13 protein-coding genes and 1 riboswitch are annotated in these 15,974 nt (G+C 72.1%); of the genes, 8 read left to right on the forward strand and 5 right to left on the reverse strand.

Going from position 1 to position 15,974, the window contains the following annotated elements:
• Positions 1 to 39: 39 nt before the first annotated feature.
• A complete protein-coding gene (locus tag ABT070_RS25430) occupies positions 40 to 2,994 on the reverse strand; it encodes a protein kinase domain-containing protein (RefSeq protein ID WP_351764163.1) in 2,955 nt (984 codons plus the stop codon).
• Between the two features lie 239 nt (positions 2,995 to 3,233).
• Here ABT070_RS25430 and ABT070_RS25435 point away from each other — a divergent pair, with 239 nt between their 5' ends.
• From ABT070_RS25435 to ABT070_RS25470, 8 genes are all read left to right on the forward strand, one after another.
• Positions 3,234 to 4,049, forward strand: a complete 816-nt coding sequence (locus tag ABT070_RS25435; RefSeq protein WP_351764164.1) for an SAM-dependent methyltransferase — start codon at positions 3,234 to 3,236, stop codon at positions 4,047 to 4,049.
• 144 nt (positions 4,050 to 4,193) lie between these two features.
• Positions 4,194 to 4,303: riboswitch (SAM riboswitch) on the forward strand.
• 34 nt (positions 4,304 to 4,337) lie between these two features.
• Positions 4,338 to 4,454, forward strand: coding sequence for a putative leader peptide (locus tag ABT070_RS25440; protein ID WP_351764165.1), 117 nt, complete (start codon positions 4,338 to 4,340; stop codon positions 4,452 to 4,454).
• A gap of 213 nt (positions 4,455 to 4,667) precedes the next feature.
• Positions 4,668 to 6,290, forward strand: coding sequence for an ABC transporter substrate-binding protein (locus ABT070_RS25445; protein ID WP_351764166.1), 1,623 nt, complete (start codon positions 4,668 to 4,670; stop codon positions 6,288 to 6,290).
• Positions 6,291 to 6,298: 8 nt separating this feature from the next.
• The gene (locus tag ABT070_RS25450) at positions 6,299 to 7,258 is read left to right on the forward strand and encodes an ABC transporter permease (protein ID WP_351764167.1); all 960 of its coding nucleotides are present in this window, start codon (positions 6,299 to 6,301) and stop codon (positions 7,256 to 7,258) included.
• Positions 7,255 to 8,235, forward strand: coding sequence for an ABC transporter permease (locus ABT070_RS25455; protein WP_351764168.1), 981 nt, complete (start codon positions 7,255 to 7,257; stop codon positions 8,233 to 8,235). Before ABT070_RS25450 ends, ABT070_RS25455 begins: the two co-directional genes overlap by 4 nt.
• A 38-nt stretch (positions 8,236 to 8,273) precedes the next feature.
• A complete protein-coding gene (locus ABT070_RS25460) occupies positions 8,274 to 10,184 on the forward strand; it encodes a dipeptide ABC transporter ATP-binding protein (RefSeq protein ID WP_451101179.1) in 1,911 nt (636 codons plus the stop codon).
• The gene (locus tag ABT070_RS25465) at positions 10,181 to 11,005 is read left to right on the forward strand and encodes a DUF1684 domain-containing protein (protein ID WP_351764169.1); all 825 of its coding nucleotides are present in this window, start codon (positions 10,181 to 10,183) and stop codon (positions 11,003 to 11,005) included. The genes ABT070_RS25460 and ABT070_RS25465 overlap by 4 nt, the downstream gene beginning before the upstream one ends.
• Before the next feature lie 47 nt (positions 11,006 to 11,052).
• Positions 11,053 to 12,120 carry an LLM class flavin-dependent oxidoreductase gene (locus ABT070_RS25470; protein WP_351764170.1) on the forward strand — a complete coding sequence of 356 codons (1,068 nt, stop codon included), beginning with the start codon at positions 11,053 to 11,055 and terminating at the stop codon, positions 12,118 to 12,120.
• Between the two features lie 25 nt (positions 12,121 to 12,145).
• Here the strand turns inward: ABT070_RS25470 and ABT070_RS25475 are convergent, their stop codons facing one another.
• The 4 genes from ABT070_RS25475 to ABT070_RS25490 form a co-directional block, all read right to left on the reverse strand.
• Complete coding sequence (locus tag ABT070_RS25475) at positions 12,146 to 13,600, reverse strand: WGR domain-containing protein (protein WP_351764171.1); 1,455 nt, start codon at positions 13,598 to 13,600, stop codon at positions 12,146 to 12,148.
• An 84-nt stretch (positions 13,601 to 13,684) separates the two neighbouring features.
• Positions 13,685 to 13,897, reverse strand: a complete 213-nt coding sequence (locus tag ABT070_RS25480) for a hypothetical protein (protein WP_351764172.1) — start codon at positions 13,895 to 13,897, stop codon at positions 13,685 to 13,687.
• Positions 13,898 to 13,925: 28 nt separating this feature from the next.
• A complete protein-coding gene (locus tag ABT070_RS25485; RefSeq protein WP_351764173.1) occupies positions 13,926 to 15,059 on the reverse strand; it encodes an MASE1 domain-containing protein in 1,134 nt (377 codons plus the stop codon).
• 50 nt (positions 15,060 to 15,109) lie between these two features.
• Positions 15,110 to 15,958 carry a PP2C family protein-serine/threonine phosphatase gene (locus tag ABT070_RS25490; protein WP_351764174.1) on the reverse strand — a complete coding sequence of 283 codons (849 nt, stop codon included), beginning with the start codon at positions 15,956 to 15,958 and terminating at the stop codon, positions 15,110 to 15,112.
• Between the last annotated feature and the right edge of the window lie 16 nt (positions 15,959 to 15,974).

A 15,974-nucleotide genomic window follows, 5' to 3' on the forward strand; every position in this document is an offset into this window, starting at 1 on the left:
TCCACCGGGCGACGGCCGTCCTCCTCGACCCGGCCGGGGTCACCCGGACACATACGCGTTGAGGGGTGACAGCCCGTCCAGGTCCACCTGGAGACCCTTCAGGCCGGAGGTGTGGAGGAAGGTGCGTACCGGGACGTACACCGGGACGGCCGCCGCCTGCTCCATCACCCGGCGGTCGACCGTGGACCACTTCTCGCCCGCCGCCGCCAGGTCGGCCGTCGCGTTGGCCTCGTCGATCGCGGTGTTGACGGCCGCGCTGTCGAGCCGGGAGAAGTTGGACGTGGTCGGGTAGGTGTAGCGGCCGTCGAAGGAGTCCGGAAGATACGCCGACGCCAGCGGGAGGCCGCTGGCGTTCATCGGCAGGCGGACCAGGTCGTACTCGCCCTTTCCCGCGTTCTCGTAGATGTCGGAGACGTCGACGTTCTTCAGCGTCACCCGGAAGCCGGCCTTGTCCAGGGCCTTCTTCACCGCTTTCGCCCGTGCTTCGTCGGCTGCCGTCGCGAAGGCGACGGTGAGCGGGTAGCCCGTCTCGCCGGCCTCGGTCAGGAGCGCGCGGGCGGCGTCGGGGGCGCCGTGCGCGCCGGCCCCGTACAGGTCGAAGTCGCGGGAACCGCGGATGCCCGGCGGCATCAGGTGGTGCGTGGCGACGCCGTCCTCGCCGCTCGCGGCCAGGACGTCCGCCGCCGGATACGCGGTGGCGATGGCCTGGCGGACCTTCAGTTCCGTGACCCGCTCGGTGTCGACGGAGTACGCGTGGACGTAGGGGGCCGGTGAGGTCACCCGGACCGTACCGCTGCCGGTGGCGCCGTCCGCCGCGCCGAGTCCGTCCTTGTCCAGCGAGCCGGAGAACGTCATCACGGCGGATCCGGGACCGGCCGCGCGGATCCGGGACTTGATCTCGTCGAGGGTGAGCGCGCCGGTGATCTCGTAGCGGTCGGGGTACGCGGTGCGCACCGGGTCCGTGTCCGCGCGCCACTTCGGGTTGCGGGTGAGCGTGAGGTTCTTGGCGCCGGTGAAGGAGCCGATCTGGTACGGGCCCGTCGAGGGCAGGAGGGTGGAGGTGCCGGAGATGTCGGAGACCCGCTCCGGCACCGGTGCGCCGTTGGGACCGGCCAGGACGACGTTGAAGTCGGGGTGCGCGCCGTCGAGATGGAAGACGATCGTGCGGTCGTCCGGGGTCTCGATGACGCCCGGCGGCATTTCGTGCTCGGCGCCGATGCCGTCCGCGTCCTCGGGGCCGAGCAGGAAGCTGCGCAGGGTGCGGTCGCCCATCGGGAACTCGTCGGGGTCGAGAGCGCGCTCGACCGCGTACGCGAAGTCCTTGGCGCGTACGGGCGATCCGTCGTTGTAGGTGAGGCCCGCCTTGAGGGTGAACGTCCAGTCGCGGCCGTTCAGCGACGGCCGGCCGGTGTCCTGGGCGAGGTCCCCGACGAGCCGGACGGAGCCGTCGGGCAGGGTTTTGAGGGCGGTCAGGCTGCGGTGGACGAGGCGGGAGATCAACCGGTCGGCGCCGGACCACATGTTGCCCGGGTCGACGGTGGTGATCTCACCGGGTTCGAGGACCGTGACCGTGCCGCCCTCACGGGCGTCCCGCACCGCCGGGGCGGGTCCCTCGGAGTCGGCGGCCGAGCCGAGCGTGAGCGTCTGGGTCTTCGCCACCGGGGCCACGGCGACGGCCTTCGACCCGCCCGAGCCGTTCTTCCCGCCGCCCTCGTCGTCGCCGCCGTCGCCGCCGAAGGTCTGGAGGACGACGAGTGCGGCCACGAGCGCGACGGCGACCGCGGAGGCCCCGATCGCCACGCCGCGCCCACGCCGACGTGCGGCCACGGGAACCGTCGGCGGCTGCCGCGGGCGGGGCGGCGCGAGCAGGTACGAGGTGACGTCGACGCCGGGAGGCGTGACATCCGTGGCGGACGGGCCCGGGGCCGAGGCCGGGGCCGGGGCGGCGGGAGTCGACGCGGCTGGGGTCGGCACGCCTGGGGTCGACGCGGCTGGGGTCGACGCGGCTGGGCTTGAGGCAGGGTCCTGCCGGCTCCGATGCGCCGGCATCCCGGCCGGGCTCTCCGGTGCGGTCGGGGCGGAGCGCTGCCCCGGCGGGGTGGTGTGATCCGCGAGCGGGGACGCGGAGAGCGGGGGCGCGTGCACGGCCAGCCTCTCGAACAGCGCCCGCGCCTCCTCCGCCGTCGGTCGCTCGCCGACCGGCTTCGCCAGCATCCGCCCCAGCAGCTCGTCCCACTCGGGGGCCAGCCCCGGACGCCGTACCGAAGGCTTCTGCGGTGTCTCGTACACATGACAGTGCATCAGCGCGGGCGCCGACGCCGAGTCGAAGGGCGGTGCGCCGGTGAGCATCTCGTACACCGTGCAGCCCAGCGCGTACACATCAGTGCGGCCGTCGTCCGCGCCCCGGGTGAAGCGCTCCGGCGCCATGTAGGCGAGGGTGCCGACGGGCGAGTCGGTGGTCACGGTGAGCCGGCCGCCGGTCGTCGCGTCCAGGAACTTCGCGATACCGAAGTCGAGCACCTTCACCATGCCCTCGTCCGTGAGCATCACGTTCGCCGGCTTGATGTCGCGGTGCACGATGCCGGCCCGGTGCGCGGTCGCCAGGGCCCGGCAGACCTGCGCCGCGAGCACCGCGACCCGCTCCGGCGCCGGCGGCCCCTCGGCCGACAACTCGCGCAGGGTCCGTCCCGAGAGCAACGGCATGACCAGGTAAGGGACTTCGCCTTCCGCGCCGTGATCGAAGACCGGCACGATGTACGAGCTGTCGAGGGCGGCGGCGGCCCGCGCCTCCCGCCCGAACATGGCGAGCAGCCGTTCCCGCTCGGCACCTGCCGTGCCCGGTGGCAGGCTCAGCAGTTTGACGGCCACCGTACGGTCGAGCCGCGCGTCCCTGGCCCGCCACACCACCCCCATACCGCCCGCACCGATCCGCTCCGTGAGCGTGTACCGGCCGTCCAGGACCGTGTCGCGCATCCCCGCCCCCCACTCGCTCACGGATTCGATGCTGTCAATGTACCTACGCGCAAGGCGAGTTGAGGGGTTCCCGGGAGAGGTGCGGCGGCTTGCGCGACGGGGCGGACCCGCTCGCCCGCGAGAGGGTGTGAAACCGGGATTCCTCCGTGAGCGCACTGTTCGAATCCCTCGAAAATGTGAACGGGTGTACGTACCGGGGTCGTTGGGACGTAAGTTGTGGCTCGACTGCCCACGCCTCGCCTGAAAGACGGACGCCCCTCATGACCGACCATGCGACCACCCCCGGATCAGCGGCACATCAGAAGATCGACACCTCGGTGCCGCACTCGGCCCGCATCTGGAACTACTGGCTGGGCGGGAAGGACAACTACCCCGTCGACGAGCAGGCCGGTGACGCCTACACCGCCGTGTTCCCCGGCATCGTCACCATCGCCCGCAGCAGCCGGGCGTTCCTGCGCCGCAACATCACGTATCTGGTCTCCGAGGCGGGCATACGGCAGTTCCTGGACGTAGGCACCGGCCTGCCGACCGCCGAGAACACCCATGAGGTCGCCCAGGGCCTCGCCCCCGAGACCCGGATCGTCTACGTGGACAACGACCCGCTGGTCCTGGCCCACGCCCGCGCCCTGCTCTACTCCACCGCGGAGGGTGCGACCTCCTATGTCGACGCCAATGTGCTGGAGCCGGAGCGCATCCTGGAGAGCGCCGCGCAGACGCTGGACTTCAGCCGTCCCACCGCGCTCATCCTCAGCAACATCCTGGGCCACGTCGCCGACTACGACCGGGCCCGCTCCATCGTCACCAGCCTGATGGCGGCCCTGCCGTCCGGCAGCTACCTCTCCGTCAACGACGGTTCGCGGGGCATCGACCCGGTCTTCGAGGCGGCCCAGGACGCCTACAACGAGAGCGGCGCCGTCCCGTACAACCTGCGCTCCGTCGACGAGATCACGGCCTACTTCGACGGCCTGGAGCTCCTGGAGCCCGGGGTCGTCTCGGTCCCCCTCTGGCGCCCGGAGGCAACCTCCCCCGCTCCGGACGTCATCGCCGAGCACGGCGGCCTCGCCCGCAAGCCGTAGCGACCCGCGCCGGCGCCCCTCGCCCGACGGGCGGCCCGCGCCCATCGCACTCCGCCGCACCCGCCTCACGGCCGGTGCGGCGGAGCCGTTCAACTCTCGGACCGATATTGACGGATAATGTCAGTACTCCGTAAGATCGACCCCGGCATTGAGTGTCAGCATCAAGCCCTGGCTAGCTGACCGGCAACCCTCCTGCGCGGTGGGGTGCTCCAGGTGAAAGCCCGGCAGGGTCACCGACCCCGCAAGCGCGTGGCCCCGGTTCAGGGGCCTGAGAGGTGGAGGATCAGCGTGCGGCACAGCGGCAACCTGAGCGCCTCGATCGCGACCGCGGCGCTGTTCTCCGGCTTCTCCCGCCGACGCCACATCGACCTGCAGCGTTCCGCCAGCTGTCTGTGTCAGGGCTGATCACGCCCCACCTCGCAGGCTGACCCCCGCCCACGGCGCGGTCACGCCGTCATCGACATCGCCGTCGACACAGTCGTCGACATCCCCTCCCCCTGATCAGTTCTGAGCAGTGCCGGTCCGTGCCCCGTGCGTGGCCGGCACCATCCGCGCATCGCCATGGCCGCGTTCCGCTCCGGCATGTGCGCGATGACCTTGGAGTAGGAGAACCATCCCGTGACAGCGCATCCGGATTCCCGTACCCACCGGTGGGCGGCGCTCGCCGCACTCGTGACCGGCAGCCTGCTGCTCAGCGCCTGCTCGTCGGGCGACAGCGGCGGCTCGAGCGACGCGGGCGGCAGCCCGAAGTCGGGTGGCACCCTGACCTTCGCGGTGGGTTCCGACGCCGGCTGCGTGGATCCGCAGCAGGTGGGCAGCAACGACACCATCTACTCCCTGCGTCAGGTCGTGGACTCCCTGACCGACCAGGACCCCAAGACCGGCAAGATCGTGCCGTGGCTCGCGAAGAGCTGGGACGTCAGCTCGGACACCACGACGTTCACGTTCCATCTGAGATCAGGTGTCACCTTCAGCGACGGGACACCGCTGACCGCGCAGGTGGTCAAGGACAACTTCGACGCGGTGCCGAAGCTCGGCGCCCTGGGCACCCTCGCCCAGGGGTACCTGAGCGGCGTGGAGAGCACCACAGCCGTGGACCCGCTCACGGTGCGGGTGAGGTTCAAGCAGCCCAACGCGCAGTTCCTCCAGGCCACGGCCACCCACTCGCTGGGCATCGAGTCTTCGGCGAGCGTGCTCAGGAGCCCGCAGGAGAAGTGCAGCAAGGGAGTGGTCGGTTCCGGGCCGTTCGTACTGAACGGCTATGTGCAGAACCAGTCGATCACCCTGGCCAAGCGTGCCGAGTACGCCTGGGGTTCCTCGCTGTGGACCAAGCAGGGCGAGGCGTACCTGGACAAGCTGGTGTTCAAGGTGGTGCCCGAGGCGGGCGTACGCACCGGCAGCCTCCAGTCCGGCCAGGTCGACGCGATCGGCAGCGTCGGCCGGGCCAACGAGGCGGCCCTCAAGGGCGGTGCGGTGAACCTCCAGGCACGGGCCAACCCGGGCGTGGTGTTCAACCTGAGCCTGAACAACTCCCGGCCGCTGTTCAAGGACGCGAAGGTGCGCCAGGCGATCCTGTTCGCCATCGACCGGCAGCAGATCGTCGACGCCGTCTTCCCGACCGGCACCGAGCCGGCGACCAGCATCCTGGCGCACACCACGCCGGACTACACCGACCTCGGCGCCGACCTGGCCTTCGACGCCGCCAAGGCGAAGTCCCTCCTGGACGCGGCCGGCTGGAAGGCGGGCAGCGACGGCATCCGGGCCAAGGGCGGCAAGAAGCTGAGCCTGACCGTCAAGTGGTTCGCCAACGCGGCCACCAACCAGCCCGCGCTGGAACTGATCCAGCAGCAGCTCAAGGCCGTCGGTGTCGAGGTGGTGCTCAAGCAGCTCCAGATCGCCCAGTTCTCCCCGACCCTCCAGTCCGGCGACTTCGACGCGGTCTGGGGCAACGTGACCCGGGCCGACCCGGACATCCTGCGCAGCTCGTACTCCACCCAGCTGGCCAACTTCTACCACCTGCCGGCCACCGCGCTGGACACCGCGCTGACCCAGCAGGCCGCGACGACCGACGCGGCCAAGCGCAAGCAACTCGTCACCCAGGCACAGCAGTTGATCGTTCAGAACGCCTATGTCGTACCCGTGGTGGAACTGCAGACCCAGCTGGGGGTGGCGAAGAAGGTACACAACCTCGCCTTCGAGGCCTCCAGCCGGATCCAGCTGCACGACACCTGGATCGGGTAGCGGCCGGCATGCGTCTCTACGTGGTCAAGCGTCTCGCGCAGGCCCTCGGGGTGCTGTGGGCGGCCTACACGGTGTCCTTCCTCGTGCTGGACTACCTGCCCGGCGATCCCGTCTCGGCGATGGCCGGCGCGGGAGCGGACACGGGGCAGGTCGATCCGGCCCAACTCGCGGCGCTGCGCCACGAGTACGGCTTCGACAAACCGGTTCTCGCGCAGTACGCCGACTATCTCGGCAGGGCGGTGCGCGGCGACTTCGGCGACTCGGTGTCCACCGGCCGGCCGGTGACCTCGACGCTGGCCGACGCGCTGCCGCAGACCCTCCAGTTGACCGGAGCGGCGCTGCTGCTCGCGGTGGCCCTCGGCGGTGGGCTGGCGGTCCTGGCGACCTACACGACCCAACGGTGGTTGCGGCAGCTGCTGCTGTCGCTGCCGCCGCTGGGGGTGTCGGTGCCGACGTTCTGGGTCGGGCTGGTGCTCGTCGAACTGTTCTCCTTCCGCACGAGGCTGTTCCCCGCGTTCGGCAACGACGGCCTGCGGGGCCTGGTGCTGCCCGCGGTGACGCTGGCGATCCCGACCGGCGCCCTGGTGGCGCAGGTGCTGGCCAAGAGCCTGCTCACGGCGCTCGACCAGGCCTATGTGGAGACCGCCCGCGCCAAGGGCGCCGGCCGGCTGCGGATCCATCTGCGGCACGCGCTGCGCAACGCCTCGTTGCCGGCTCTGACGGTCGTCGGACTGCTGGCCGGTCAGCTGATCGCCGGTTCGGTCGTCGTGGAGACGGTGTTCTCCCGCGACGGGCTGGGGCGGGTGACCGCCGCCGCCGTCACGGTCCAGGACATCCCGCTGGTCCAGGGGGTCGTGGTGTTCGGGGCGCTGATCTTCGTGGCGGCCAATCTGATCGTCGATCTCGTCTACCCGCTGCTCGACCCGCGGATCGTGGTGGCGGCGAGCAGGAAGGTGCGCCCCGCATGAGCCGGACACTTGCCGACGACGTCACCGCCGGAGCCGCCGGAACGGCGGGAGCTGTCGAAGCGGTGGGCCCCGTCGAAGCCGCGGCCGGCCTGGCCCGGCCGGTGGATCCCGGTACCGACCCGGGCCCCGTTCCTGCCGGGCGCGGAGCCGGACCCCGACGGTTCCTGCTGTTCCTGCTGCGCAGGCCCGGCCTGGTGGCCTCGGTCCTGGTGGTGGTGCTGGTGGTGCTGGCCGCCTTCTGGCCAGGGCTGTTCACCTCGCAGGACCCGCTGCACGGGGTGCCCGCGGAGAACTTCCGCAGCCCCGGCGGCGGGCACTGGTTCGGCACCGACGAACTGGGACGTGACGTGTTCTCCCGGGTGGTGCACGGTGCCCAGCTGTCGTTGAAGGCGACCCTGATCGCGGTGGGGTTCGCGTTCGTGGTCGGCGGCCTCATCGGCCTGGTCGCCGGGTTCGTGGGCCGCTGGGTCGAGGACGTGCTGATGCGCTTCGTCGACGTGCTCCTGTCGATCCCGTCGCTGTTCCTGTCGCTGGCCCTGGTCACCGCGCTGGGCTACGGAACGGTGAAGGTGGCCGTCGCGGTCGGTATCGCCAGCGTGGCCGGCTTCGCCCGGGTGACCCGCGCGGAGGTGCTGCGGGTGCGGCAGGCGGTCTTCGTCGAGGCGTCGCGCTCCTGCGGAGCCCGCTGGTACTCGGTGCTGGGCCGGCACGTCCTGCCCAACGCGGCGGGCCCGGTGATCGTGCTCGCCACCCTCGAGTTCGGCGCCGCCATCCTCGCCGTGTCGTCGCTCAGCTTCCTCGGCTACGGGGCTCCCCCACCGGCGCCGGAGTGGGGCACGTTGATCTCCGACGGGCGCAACTACCTGGCCAACGCCTGGTGGCTCACCGCGCTGCCCGGACTGGCGATCGCGGCGACGGGTCTCGCCACCAACCGCATCGCGCGGGCGCTGGACGGCGAATGGTCCCGACAGCGATGACCGGCCCCACGACGAACGAACCCGAGACGGACGTACCCGTGACGGAAGAGACCGTGACCCACGAGGCCGTGACCGACGCCGCTGTGGCCGACCAGGCCGTGCCGGGCCACAGCGCGACCGACCACGGCCCGACCGGCCGGCCGCCCACCGACGAGGCCGCGACGGACGAGGCCCCGACGGACGAGAGCGTGACCGGCGCGGCTTCGGCGGACGCGGCTTCGGCGAACGCGGCTTCGGCGAACGCGGCTTCGGCGGACGAGCCCGCGCTGCTGGAGGTGCGGGGCCTGTCCGTGTCCTACCGCACCCGTGGCGGCACCGTGCGCGCGGTGCGGGGCGTGGACCTCGACGTATGGCCGGGACAGGTCACCGCGGTGGTCGGCGAGTCGGGTTCCGGGAAGAGCACGACCGCGCACGCGATCACCCGGCTGCTGGCGGCCAACGGCGGCATCGACGCCGGTACCGTCCGCTTCGGCCGGCACGACCTCACCGCGCTGTCGGAACGTGAGCTGCGTACCGTACGCGGCGCGCAGATCGGTCTGGTGCCGCAGGACCCGACGGTGTCGCTCAACCCCGTCAAACGCATCGGCGAGCAGGTCGCCGAGGTGCTGCGCATCCACGGGCTGGCCACCCGCCGCTCCGCTCCGTCGGCCGCGATCGCGATCCTGGACCAGGCGGGACTGCCCGACGCGGCCACCCGTGCCCGGCAGTACCCGCACGAACTGTCGGGCGGGATGCGCCAGCGGGCCCTGATCGCGGTCGCCATCGCCGCGAAACCGCGGCTGATCATCGCCGACGAGCCGACCAGCGCGCTCGACGTCACCGTGCAGCGCGTCATCCTCGACCATCTCCAGCACCTCACCGAGGAGTCCGGCACGGCCGTGCTGCTGGTGACGCACGATCTCGGTGTGGCCGCCGACCGGGCGCAGCGGCTCGTGGTCATGTCCGAGGGGCGGGTCGTCGAGGCCGGGCCCACCCGGGACGTTCTGGAGAACCCGCAACACGCGTACACCCGGCGGCTGCTGGCCAGCGCGCCCAGCCTCACCACGGCCCGGCCGCGCGCCACGGCCGCGGTCACCACGGCCGCGGTCACCACGCCCGCGGTCACCACGCCCGCTCCCGACGAGGCGCCGCTGGTGGAGGCGCGCAACCTGGTCAAGGAGTTCCGGCTGCCCGCCGCCGCGGGCGCGGCCCGCACCCTGCGCGCGGTCGACGACGTCAGTCTCACCCTGCACCGCGGCCGGACGCTGGCCCTGGTCGGCGAATCCGGCTCGGGCAAGTCCACCACCGCCCGCCTGGTGCTGCGGCTGGTCGATCCGACCTCCGGGAGCGTCCTGTTCGACGGCGCCGATGTCACGACCGCACGCGGAGCGGGGGCCCGGCAGCTGCGCCGGCGGGCCCAGCTCGTCTACCAGAACCCGTACGCCTCGCTGGATCCCCGGTTCTCGATCGGCGAGGTGATCACCGAGCCGCTGCGCGCGTTCCGGGTCGGCGACCGCGCCTCCCGGCTCGCCCGGGCCCGGGAGCTGCTCGACCGGGTGGCGCTGCCCGGCGCGACGCTGGACCGTCGCCCAGCGGAGCTGTCCGGCGGGCAGCGGCAGCGGGTCGCGATCGCCCGCGCCCTCGCGCTCTCGCCCGACCTGGTGGTGTGCGACGAACCCGTGTCGGCGCTCGACGTGTCCGTCCAGGCCCAGGTGCTCGACCTGCTCGCCGAGCTGCAGGCGGACACGGGGGTGGCCTACCTGTTCATCTCCCACGACCTGGCCGTCGTACGCCAGATCGCGCATCAGGTCGCCGTCATGCGGTCCGGCCGCATCGTCGAGACGGGTACCGCCGAGGACCTGTTCACCCACCCGCGCCACGAATACACCCGCGAACTGCTCGCGGCGATCCCCGGCGGCCGCCACGCGCCGGCCGGGGCCGGCTCGCCCGAACCGAAGGAGCACCAGTGACCGTTCACGACACATCGGCAGACCTCGACGCCTTCGTCGACGACTGGCAGGAATGGCATCGCCGGCAGGAGGCACGGCTCGCCGACCCGCACGGCTTCCTGGCGATCACCGGCCTGCACTGGCTGAGCGATCGGCCGGAACGCTTCCCGGACGCGCCGGGAGCGTGGTCGACCGACGCCGACGGAATCGTCGTGGTCCTCGACGAGGGCGAGGAACTGGTCGTCGACGGGACGGCCGTCCGGGGCGAGCACCGCTTCGGGGTGATCCCGGAGCGCGGCGGGGTCGACGCCGTGTGGGGCGACGCGGTCATCGAGGTGGCCAAGCGCGGCGGGCAGGACATCATCCGCCCGCGGCACCCGGACACTCCGCTGCGCACCGGCTTCACCGGCACGCCGGCCTACGCCCCGCACCCCCGCTGGGTGGTGACGGGCCGTTACACGGCGTTCGACGAGCCCCGGCCGACGACCGTGGGCGCGGCGGTGGAGGGACTGGAGCACGTGTACGACGCGCCGGGCCGGGTCGAGTTCGAGCTGGACGGGCGTCCGCTGGCACTGACCGCGTTCCCCGGTCACGGCCCGGGAAGCCTGCTCGTGCTGTTCACCGACGCGACCTCGGGGGTCAGCACGTACGCGGCCAACCGCGCCCTCGCGCTGGACGCACCCGCCGCCGACGGCACGGTCGTCCTGGACTTCAACCGGGCGGCGAACCTGCCGTGCGCCTACACCGATCTGGCGACCTGCCCGCTGCCGCCCGCGGAGAACCGGCTGCCGGTGCCGGTCGAGGCCGGGGAGAAGATCCCCCGCGAGCGCGGCGGGTCCTGACCACCGAGCGCCGATGAGCCGACCCCGACCCTGAGGACTGGCACCGTATGAGCATCCCCTCCATCACCTCGCTGGCGTTTCTCACCCCGGGCAACTTCGCCGACGACGATCCCTACACCGGTCTGGAGGAGACGCTTCAGCTGTTCGAGTACGGCGAGCGGCTCGGCTTCGACGGCGCCTGGGTCCGGCAGCGCCATCTCGAACACGGGGTGGGTTCCGCCGCGGTGTTCCTCGCCGCGGCGGGTCAGCGGACCGAGCGGATCGAGCTGGGCACCGCGGTCATCCCGATCGGGTACGAGAGCCCGTTCCGGCTGGCCGAGGACCTGGCGCTGGCCGACGTGCTGTCCCGCGGCCGGCTGCAGGCCGGGTTCAGTACCGGCATGCCGCACGCCGAGCTGCTCGGCGATCTGGTGTACGACGGGGACTGGCGCGGCTTCGACCTGTCGTACGGCCGGATCGCCCGTGTCGTCGACAACCTTCGCGGGGACTACCTCGGGGGTCCGGACACCGTGATCCAGTCGCCGGGCAACACCCAGCGACCGCGGCTTCAGCCGCACGATCCGGGCCTGCTGGACCGTGTCTGGTACGGCGGCGGCAGCCTGCGCTCGATCCGGTGGGCCGCGGAGCACGGCCTGAATCTGCTGAGCGGCAACATCGTCACCGGTGAGGGCACCGACGACTTCACCACCGCCCAGCTCACCCTGCTCTCCGAGTACCGGCGCGCGGTCTCCGCCGCCCGTCCGGCGCGGGTGGCGCTGGGGCGGGTGATCGTGCCGTTCGACAGCGCGGACACCGCCACCCGGGCCCGGTACCGGGAGTACGCGGCGGCCCGGCACGCGCGCACCCTGGCGCCGCAGGGCAGGAACCGGACGCTTTTCGCGCCGGACGTGGTCGGGACGGCGGAGCAGATCCTGGAGCAGCTGACGGCCGACCCCGTGGTCTCGGCCGTGTCGGAGCTGCGCCTGGAGCTGCCGTACGAGTTCCACCGGGCCGACTACGAGCAGATCCTGCACGATGTCCGGCACTCGATCGCGCCGGAACTGGGCTGGCGACCCGCCGGCGCGACCGCCCCGGCCCCGCGGCCGGTCGCCGCCCGGGGCGGGGCCGGTCGATGAGCGGGGCCGGGACGGAGCCGTACGGTCAGACCAGCCGTCGGATGTCACCGCGGACCCGGTAGAAGCCACCGGCCGCCGTGTGCAGGGCGTCCACCACGTACCGGGCGCCGGGCTCCCGTATCTCGCGCGGGAACTGGACGTTCCAGGAGGTGTCGTAGCCGTCGGACACGACGTGCACCCGGACCCGGCCGGATTCCTGGACGCACTCGACGACGACCGTGCCGGCGGGCGCGTGGGCCACGGTGGCCACCGTGGCCGCGGCCGTGGCGGGGACGTAGGTCGGCAGCGCCTCGGCGAGCTTGACGTCCCGCGCCACCGGCACCGTGCCCTGCTGGGCCGCGGCGATGGCCGTCTCGCTCGCGTCCACGCAGACCAGCGAGCCGTCGGTGGTGACCAGGTACAGCCGTCCGCCGCGGTACTGCATGGACAGGGCCGAGCCGCCGCCCGTGCCGAGCTTCCACAGGCGGGTACCGTCCCGGTCGAAGCAGTAGACGGACGACGACGAGTCACCGGCGAACACGAAGCGCCCGTTGGGCGAGGTGGCGCACGAGTACACCGCGCTGTCGCAGCCGTACGTGGCCTCGACCGCGCCGGTCGCCTTCGACAGCCGCTGCACCACCTTGTGAGCGGTCCCCGCGTACACCGCGTCCTCCTCCTGCCAGCCGAACAGGACGCCGCCGCGGGTGGGGGTGTGCCAGAGTTCGCCGCCGCCGTCCGGCGCGTAGGCGGTGACGCCCCGGTGGTGGCCGTGGTAGACGGCCCGGTCGTCCGCACGGACCATCCAGGCGTGCTCGCCCTGGCTGCGGCGGGCCCACTGGTGCTCGTCCTCGTGGTCGATGACGGTGAGCCGGCCGTCGCGGTCCGAGACGTTCAGCAGGCCCTCGTGGATGTCCAGCCAGAAGATGTCGACGTCCGCCGCGATGTCGTACGCGGCGAACGGCAGCTTCGAGGACAGGTCGTAGACCTTGCCGTCGTCGCAGCCCGCGTAGATCCAGAAGTCGTCGGCGACCAGGCACTTCACGCCGTCCGGCAGGCTGAAGCGGGCCAGGACGCCACCGTCGTGGTCCAGGGTGTAGACGTCGCCGGACTGGTTGCCGACCCAGCAGCGGTCGTCGTCCACGTGAATGCCGAACGCCGAGGAACCGGTACGGAACCGCCAGAGCACCGGGGCCACGGCGCGCGCGGTGGACGGCGCCGAGGCCACCTGACGGCGGGTCACCGAACGTGGAGGACGCTGCCCGGCGACGGCGGGGGCGTATCCCTTGCGGACCTTCTCCCCGACCTTGCGCGCGGCGGCGGCCCGAGCCTTCTCGGTGGTGGGGAACGTCGTCGTCTGCAGTTGTCCGGCGGCGCCGATCCGCCCGTACCGCACCGTCACCACCACGCCGTCGACGGCCACTTCGTAGAACTTGTGCGCGCCGCCGTCGTCCTGCGACAGCTCCAGATACGTCGTCGACACGGTGCTGGACCCGGTAGCCATGACAAAACCCTCCCCAGGGTGGACCCGCGGCCGTTCCGGCGAGTCCCACTACCCGAACCGTAGGCGCAGGCACTGACAATCACGTCAGCCGGTGCCCGGCGGCGCGGCCGGGCCACCCGCCGGGCAGCGCGGGCAGAAGGGCTCCGGACCGGCGTGGGGCAGACCGCCGGCGGGCCCGTACCCCGTCTCGTCCGCCCGGGCGCTGTCCTCCCGGGAAGCGGCCGGGAGTCCGGCGGCGTCGTCCCCCAGCCGGATCCGCGTCTCGTGGACGCCGTCGCCGCTGAAGGTGTACGCCACGAGATCGGGGTACGGGTCGTGGTCGACGTCAGCTGTTCGTGTTCTCCGTGTCCTCCGTGTTCTCCGTGTTCCCCGGTCTCTGCGGGTGCTTCGGGCTCTGCGGGCTCTGCGGGCGCTTCGGGCTCTGCGCACTCTCCGTACTCTTCGGGCGTTCCGGGCTCTTCGTGGTCGTCGTGTCCTCGATGCCCTTCGCCGGCCGGCCGGGTGGGGCGTCGCCCGCGGTGAGGTGTTCCAGGACCTCGACCAGTTCCTGGCAGGCGAGTTCCACGGAGCGTCTGGTGTGGTGCTGTTCGGTGATCACCGCGGAGAGCAGCAGGGCGGTCAGGGCCATGGTGCCGTTGAAGGCCTGGAGCTTGATCATCACTTCGACGCGGCTCAGCCGTTCGAAGGGTCCGACGCTGTCCGTCGCGGCGACGGTGGCCATGACCGACGTGAAGAGCGCACACAGCATGCTGCCGGCGAGCTGGAAGCGCAGGGCCGCCCAGATCAGCAGGGGATAGACGAGAAAGAGCAGGCTGACGCGGCTGTGCGTGGCCAGGGGGACGAGGGCGCAGGAGATGAGGGCGAGTCCGACGGCCTCTTTCCAGCGGGACAGCCGCAGGGGCCGGGTGATCGTGTACAGCACGAGCAGGACCGGGGTGACGATCAGGACGCCCATCGCGTCGCCGACCCACCAGGCCAGCCAGACGGGCCAGAAGCTGTGCGCGGCGAGCTTGTCGGTGAGGACGAGCAGCCCGACGCCGACGGTCGAGCTCAGCAGCATGGCGGTGAGGGCGCCCAGGAAGACCAGCGCGAGGCCGTCCCGTAAGCGGGCCAGGTCGTTGCGGAAGCCCACCTTGCGGAGCATGAGGTACGCGCAGACGGGGGCGGCGGTGTTGCCGATCAGGTTGCCGATGACCGCGAGCCGTAACGAGGTCAGGGACATGATGACGAAGAGGGCTCCGAGCGCGATGCCCGGCCAGGCGCGGATCCCGAGGATCAGCAGACAGGCCACCGCCACGCCCGTCGGCGGCCAGATGGGGGTGAACACCGCGCCCTCGACGACGAGCTCGCGCACGAGCCCCAGCCGCCCGGCCGCGTAGTAGCCCAGGGCGACCGCCAGCGTCCGCACGGCGAAGACGGCTGGTCGACGCAGATCCGGGGTACCCACCACAGCAGCCATCAGACACCGGTGCGGCGCTGTCGGCGAGGCGAGACGCGGGCTGTCCGGCCCTATGGCTGAACCAGGGGGACGTCCGGCGCCGTCAGCCCGTCGTGTCCCACCACCAGCACGGCCGCGTCGTCCTCGTGCCCCACGCGCTCGGCGCCCTGGATCACCGCCGCGGCGAGGGAGCCCGCTGTCATGCCCGCGACGGCGGCGATACCGGCGAGGCGTACGACCTGGTCGAGGCCCTCCTCGACGCTCAGCGTCGGCCCCTCCACCACGCCGTCCGTGAGCAGGACGAACACTCCGCCCTTGGTGAGCCGGTAGCGGGTGACCGGGTAGTCCATGCCCTCCTGGACGCCCAGGGGCGGTCCGCCCTCGTCCTCGGCGACGCCGGACTTGCCGTCCGCCGTGGCCCACACGCACGGGATGTGCCCGGCCCTGGCGCTCTCCAGGACGCCGGTGGCGGGGTCGAGCCGCATGAAGGTGCAGGTGGCGAAGAGGTCGCTGCCGAGGGAGAGGAGCAGGTCGTTGGTCCGGGCGAGGAGTTCGCCGGGCTCGCCGGTGACGGAGGCGAGGGCCCGCAGACCGACCCGCACCTGGCCCATGAACGCGGTCGCCTCTATGTTGTGGCCCTGGACGTCGCCGATGGACAGGCCGATGCGCCCGTCCGGCATCGCGAAGGCGTCGTACCAGTCGCCGCCCACGTTGAGGCCGTAGCAGGCGGGCGCGTACTTCACGGCCAGCCGGAAGCCGGGCGCCGCGGGCAGGTCCCTGGGCAGCATGCCGCGCTGGAGGGCGAGGGCCAGCTCCACACGGGAGCGTTGCAGCTCCGCGCGCTCGCGCGCCTGGGCGGTCAGCGAACCGAGCCTGGCCAGCAGCTCGTCGCCGTCGTCCGTGGTGCGCTTGCGGGACATCGATCACTCCGGCGGG

The organism is Streptomyces sp. NPDC002884 (genome assembly GCF_040295245.1).
Classification (GTDB): domain Bacteria; phylum Actinomycetota; class Actinomycetes; order Streptomycetales; family Streptomycetaceae; genus Streptomyces.

Excerpts from the sequence above, each read along its gene's own strand:
- ABT070_RS25435 (WP_351764164.1), top strand. The coding sequence starts at position 3,234 with ATGACCGACCATGCGACCACCCCCGGATCAGCGGCACATCAGAAGATC.
- ABT070_RS25470 (WP_351764170.1), top strand. The coding sequence starts at position 11,053 with ATGAGCATCCCCTCCATCACCTCGCTGGCGTTTCTCACCCCGGGCAAC.
- ABT070_RS25485 (WP_351764173.1), bottom strand. The coding sequence starts at position 15,059 with ATGGCTGCTGTGGTGGGTACCCCGGATCTGCGTCGACCAGCCGTCTTC.
- ABT070_RS25490 (WP_351764174.1), bottom strand. The coding sequence starts at position 15,958 with ATGTCCCGCAAGCGCACCACGGACGACGGCGACGAGCTGCTGGCCAGG.
- ABT070_RS25475 (WP_351764171.1), bottom strand. The coding sequence starts at position 13,600 with ATGGCTACCGGGTCCAGCACCGTGTCGACGACGTATCTGGAGCTGTCG.
- ABT070_RS25450 (WP_351764167.1), top strand. The coding sequence starts at position 6,299 with ATGCGTCTCTACGTGGTCAAGCGTCTCGCGCAGGCCCTCGGGGTGCTG.
- ABT070_RS25455 (WP_351764168.1), top strand. The coding sequence starts at position 7,255 with ATGAGCCGGACACTTGCCGACGACGTCACCGCCGGAGCCGCCGGAACG.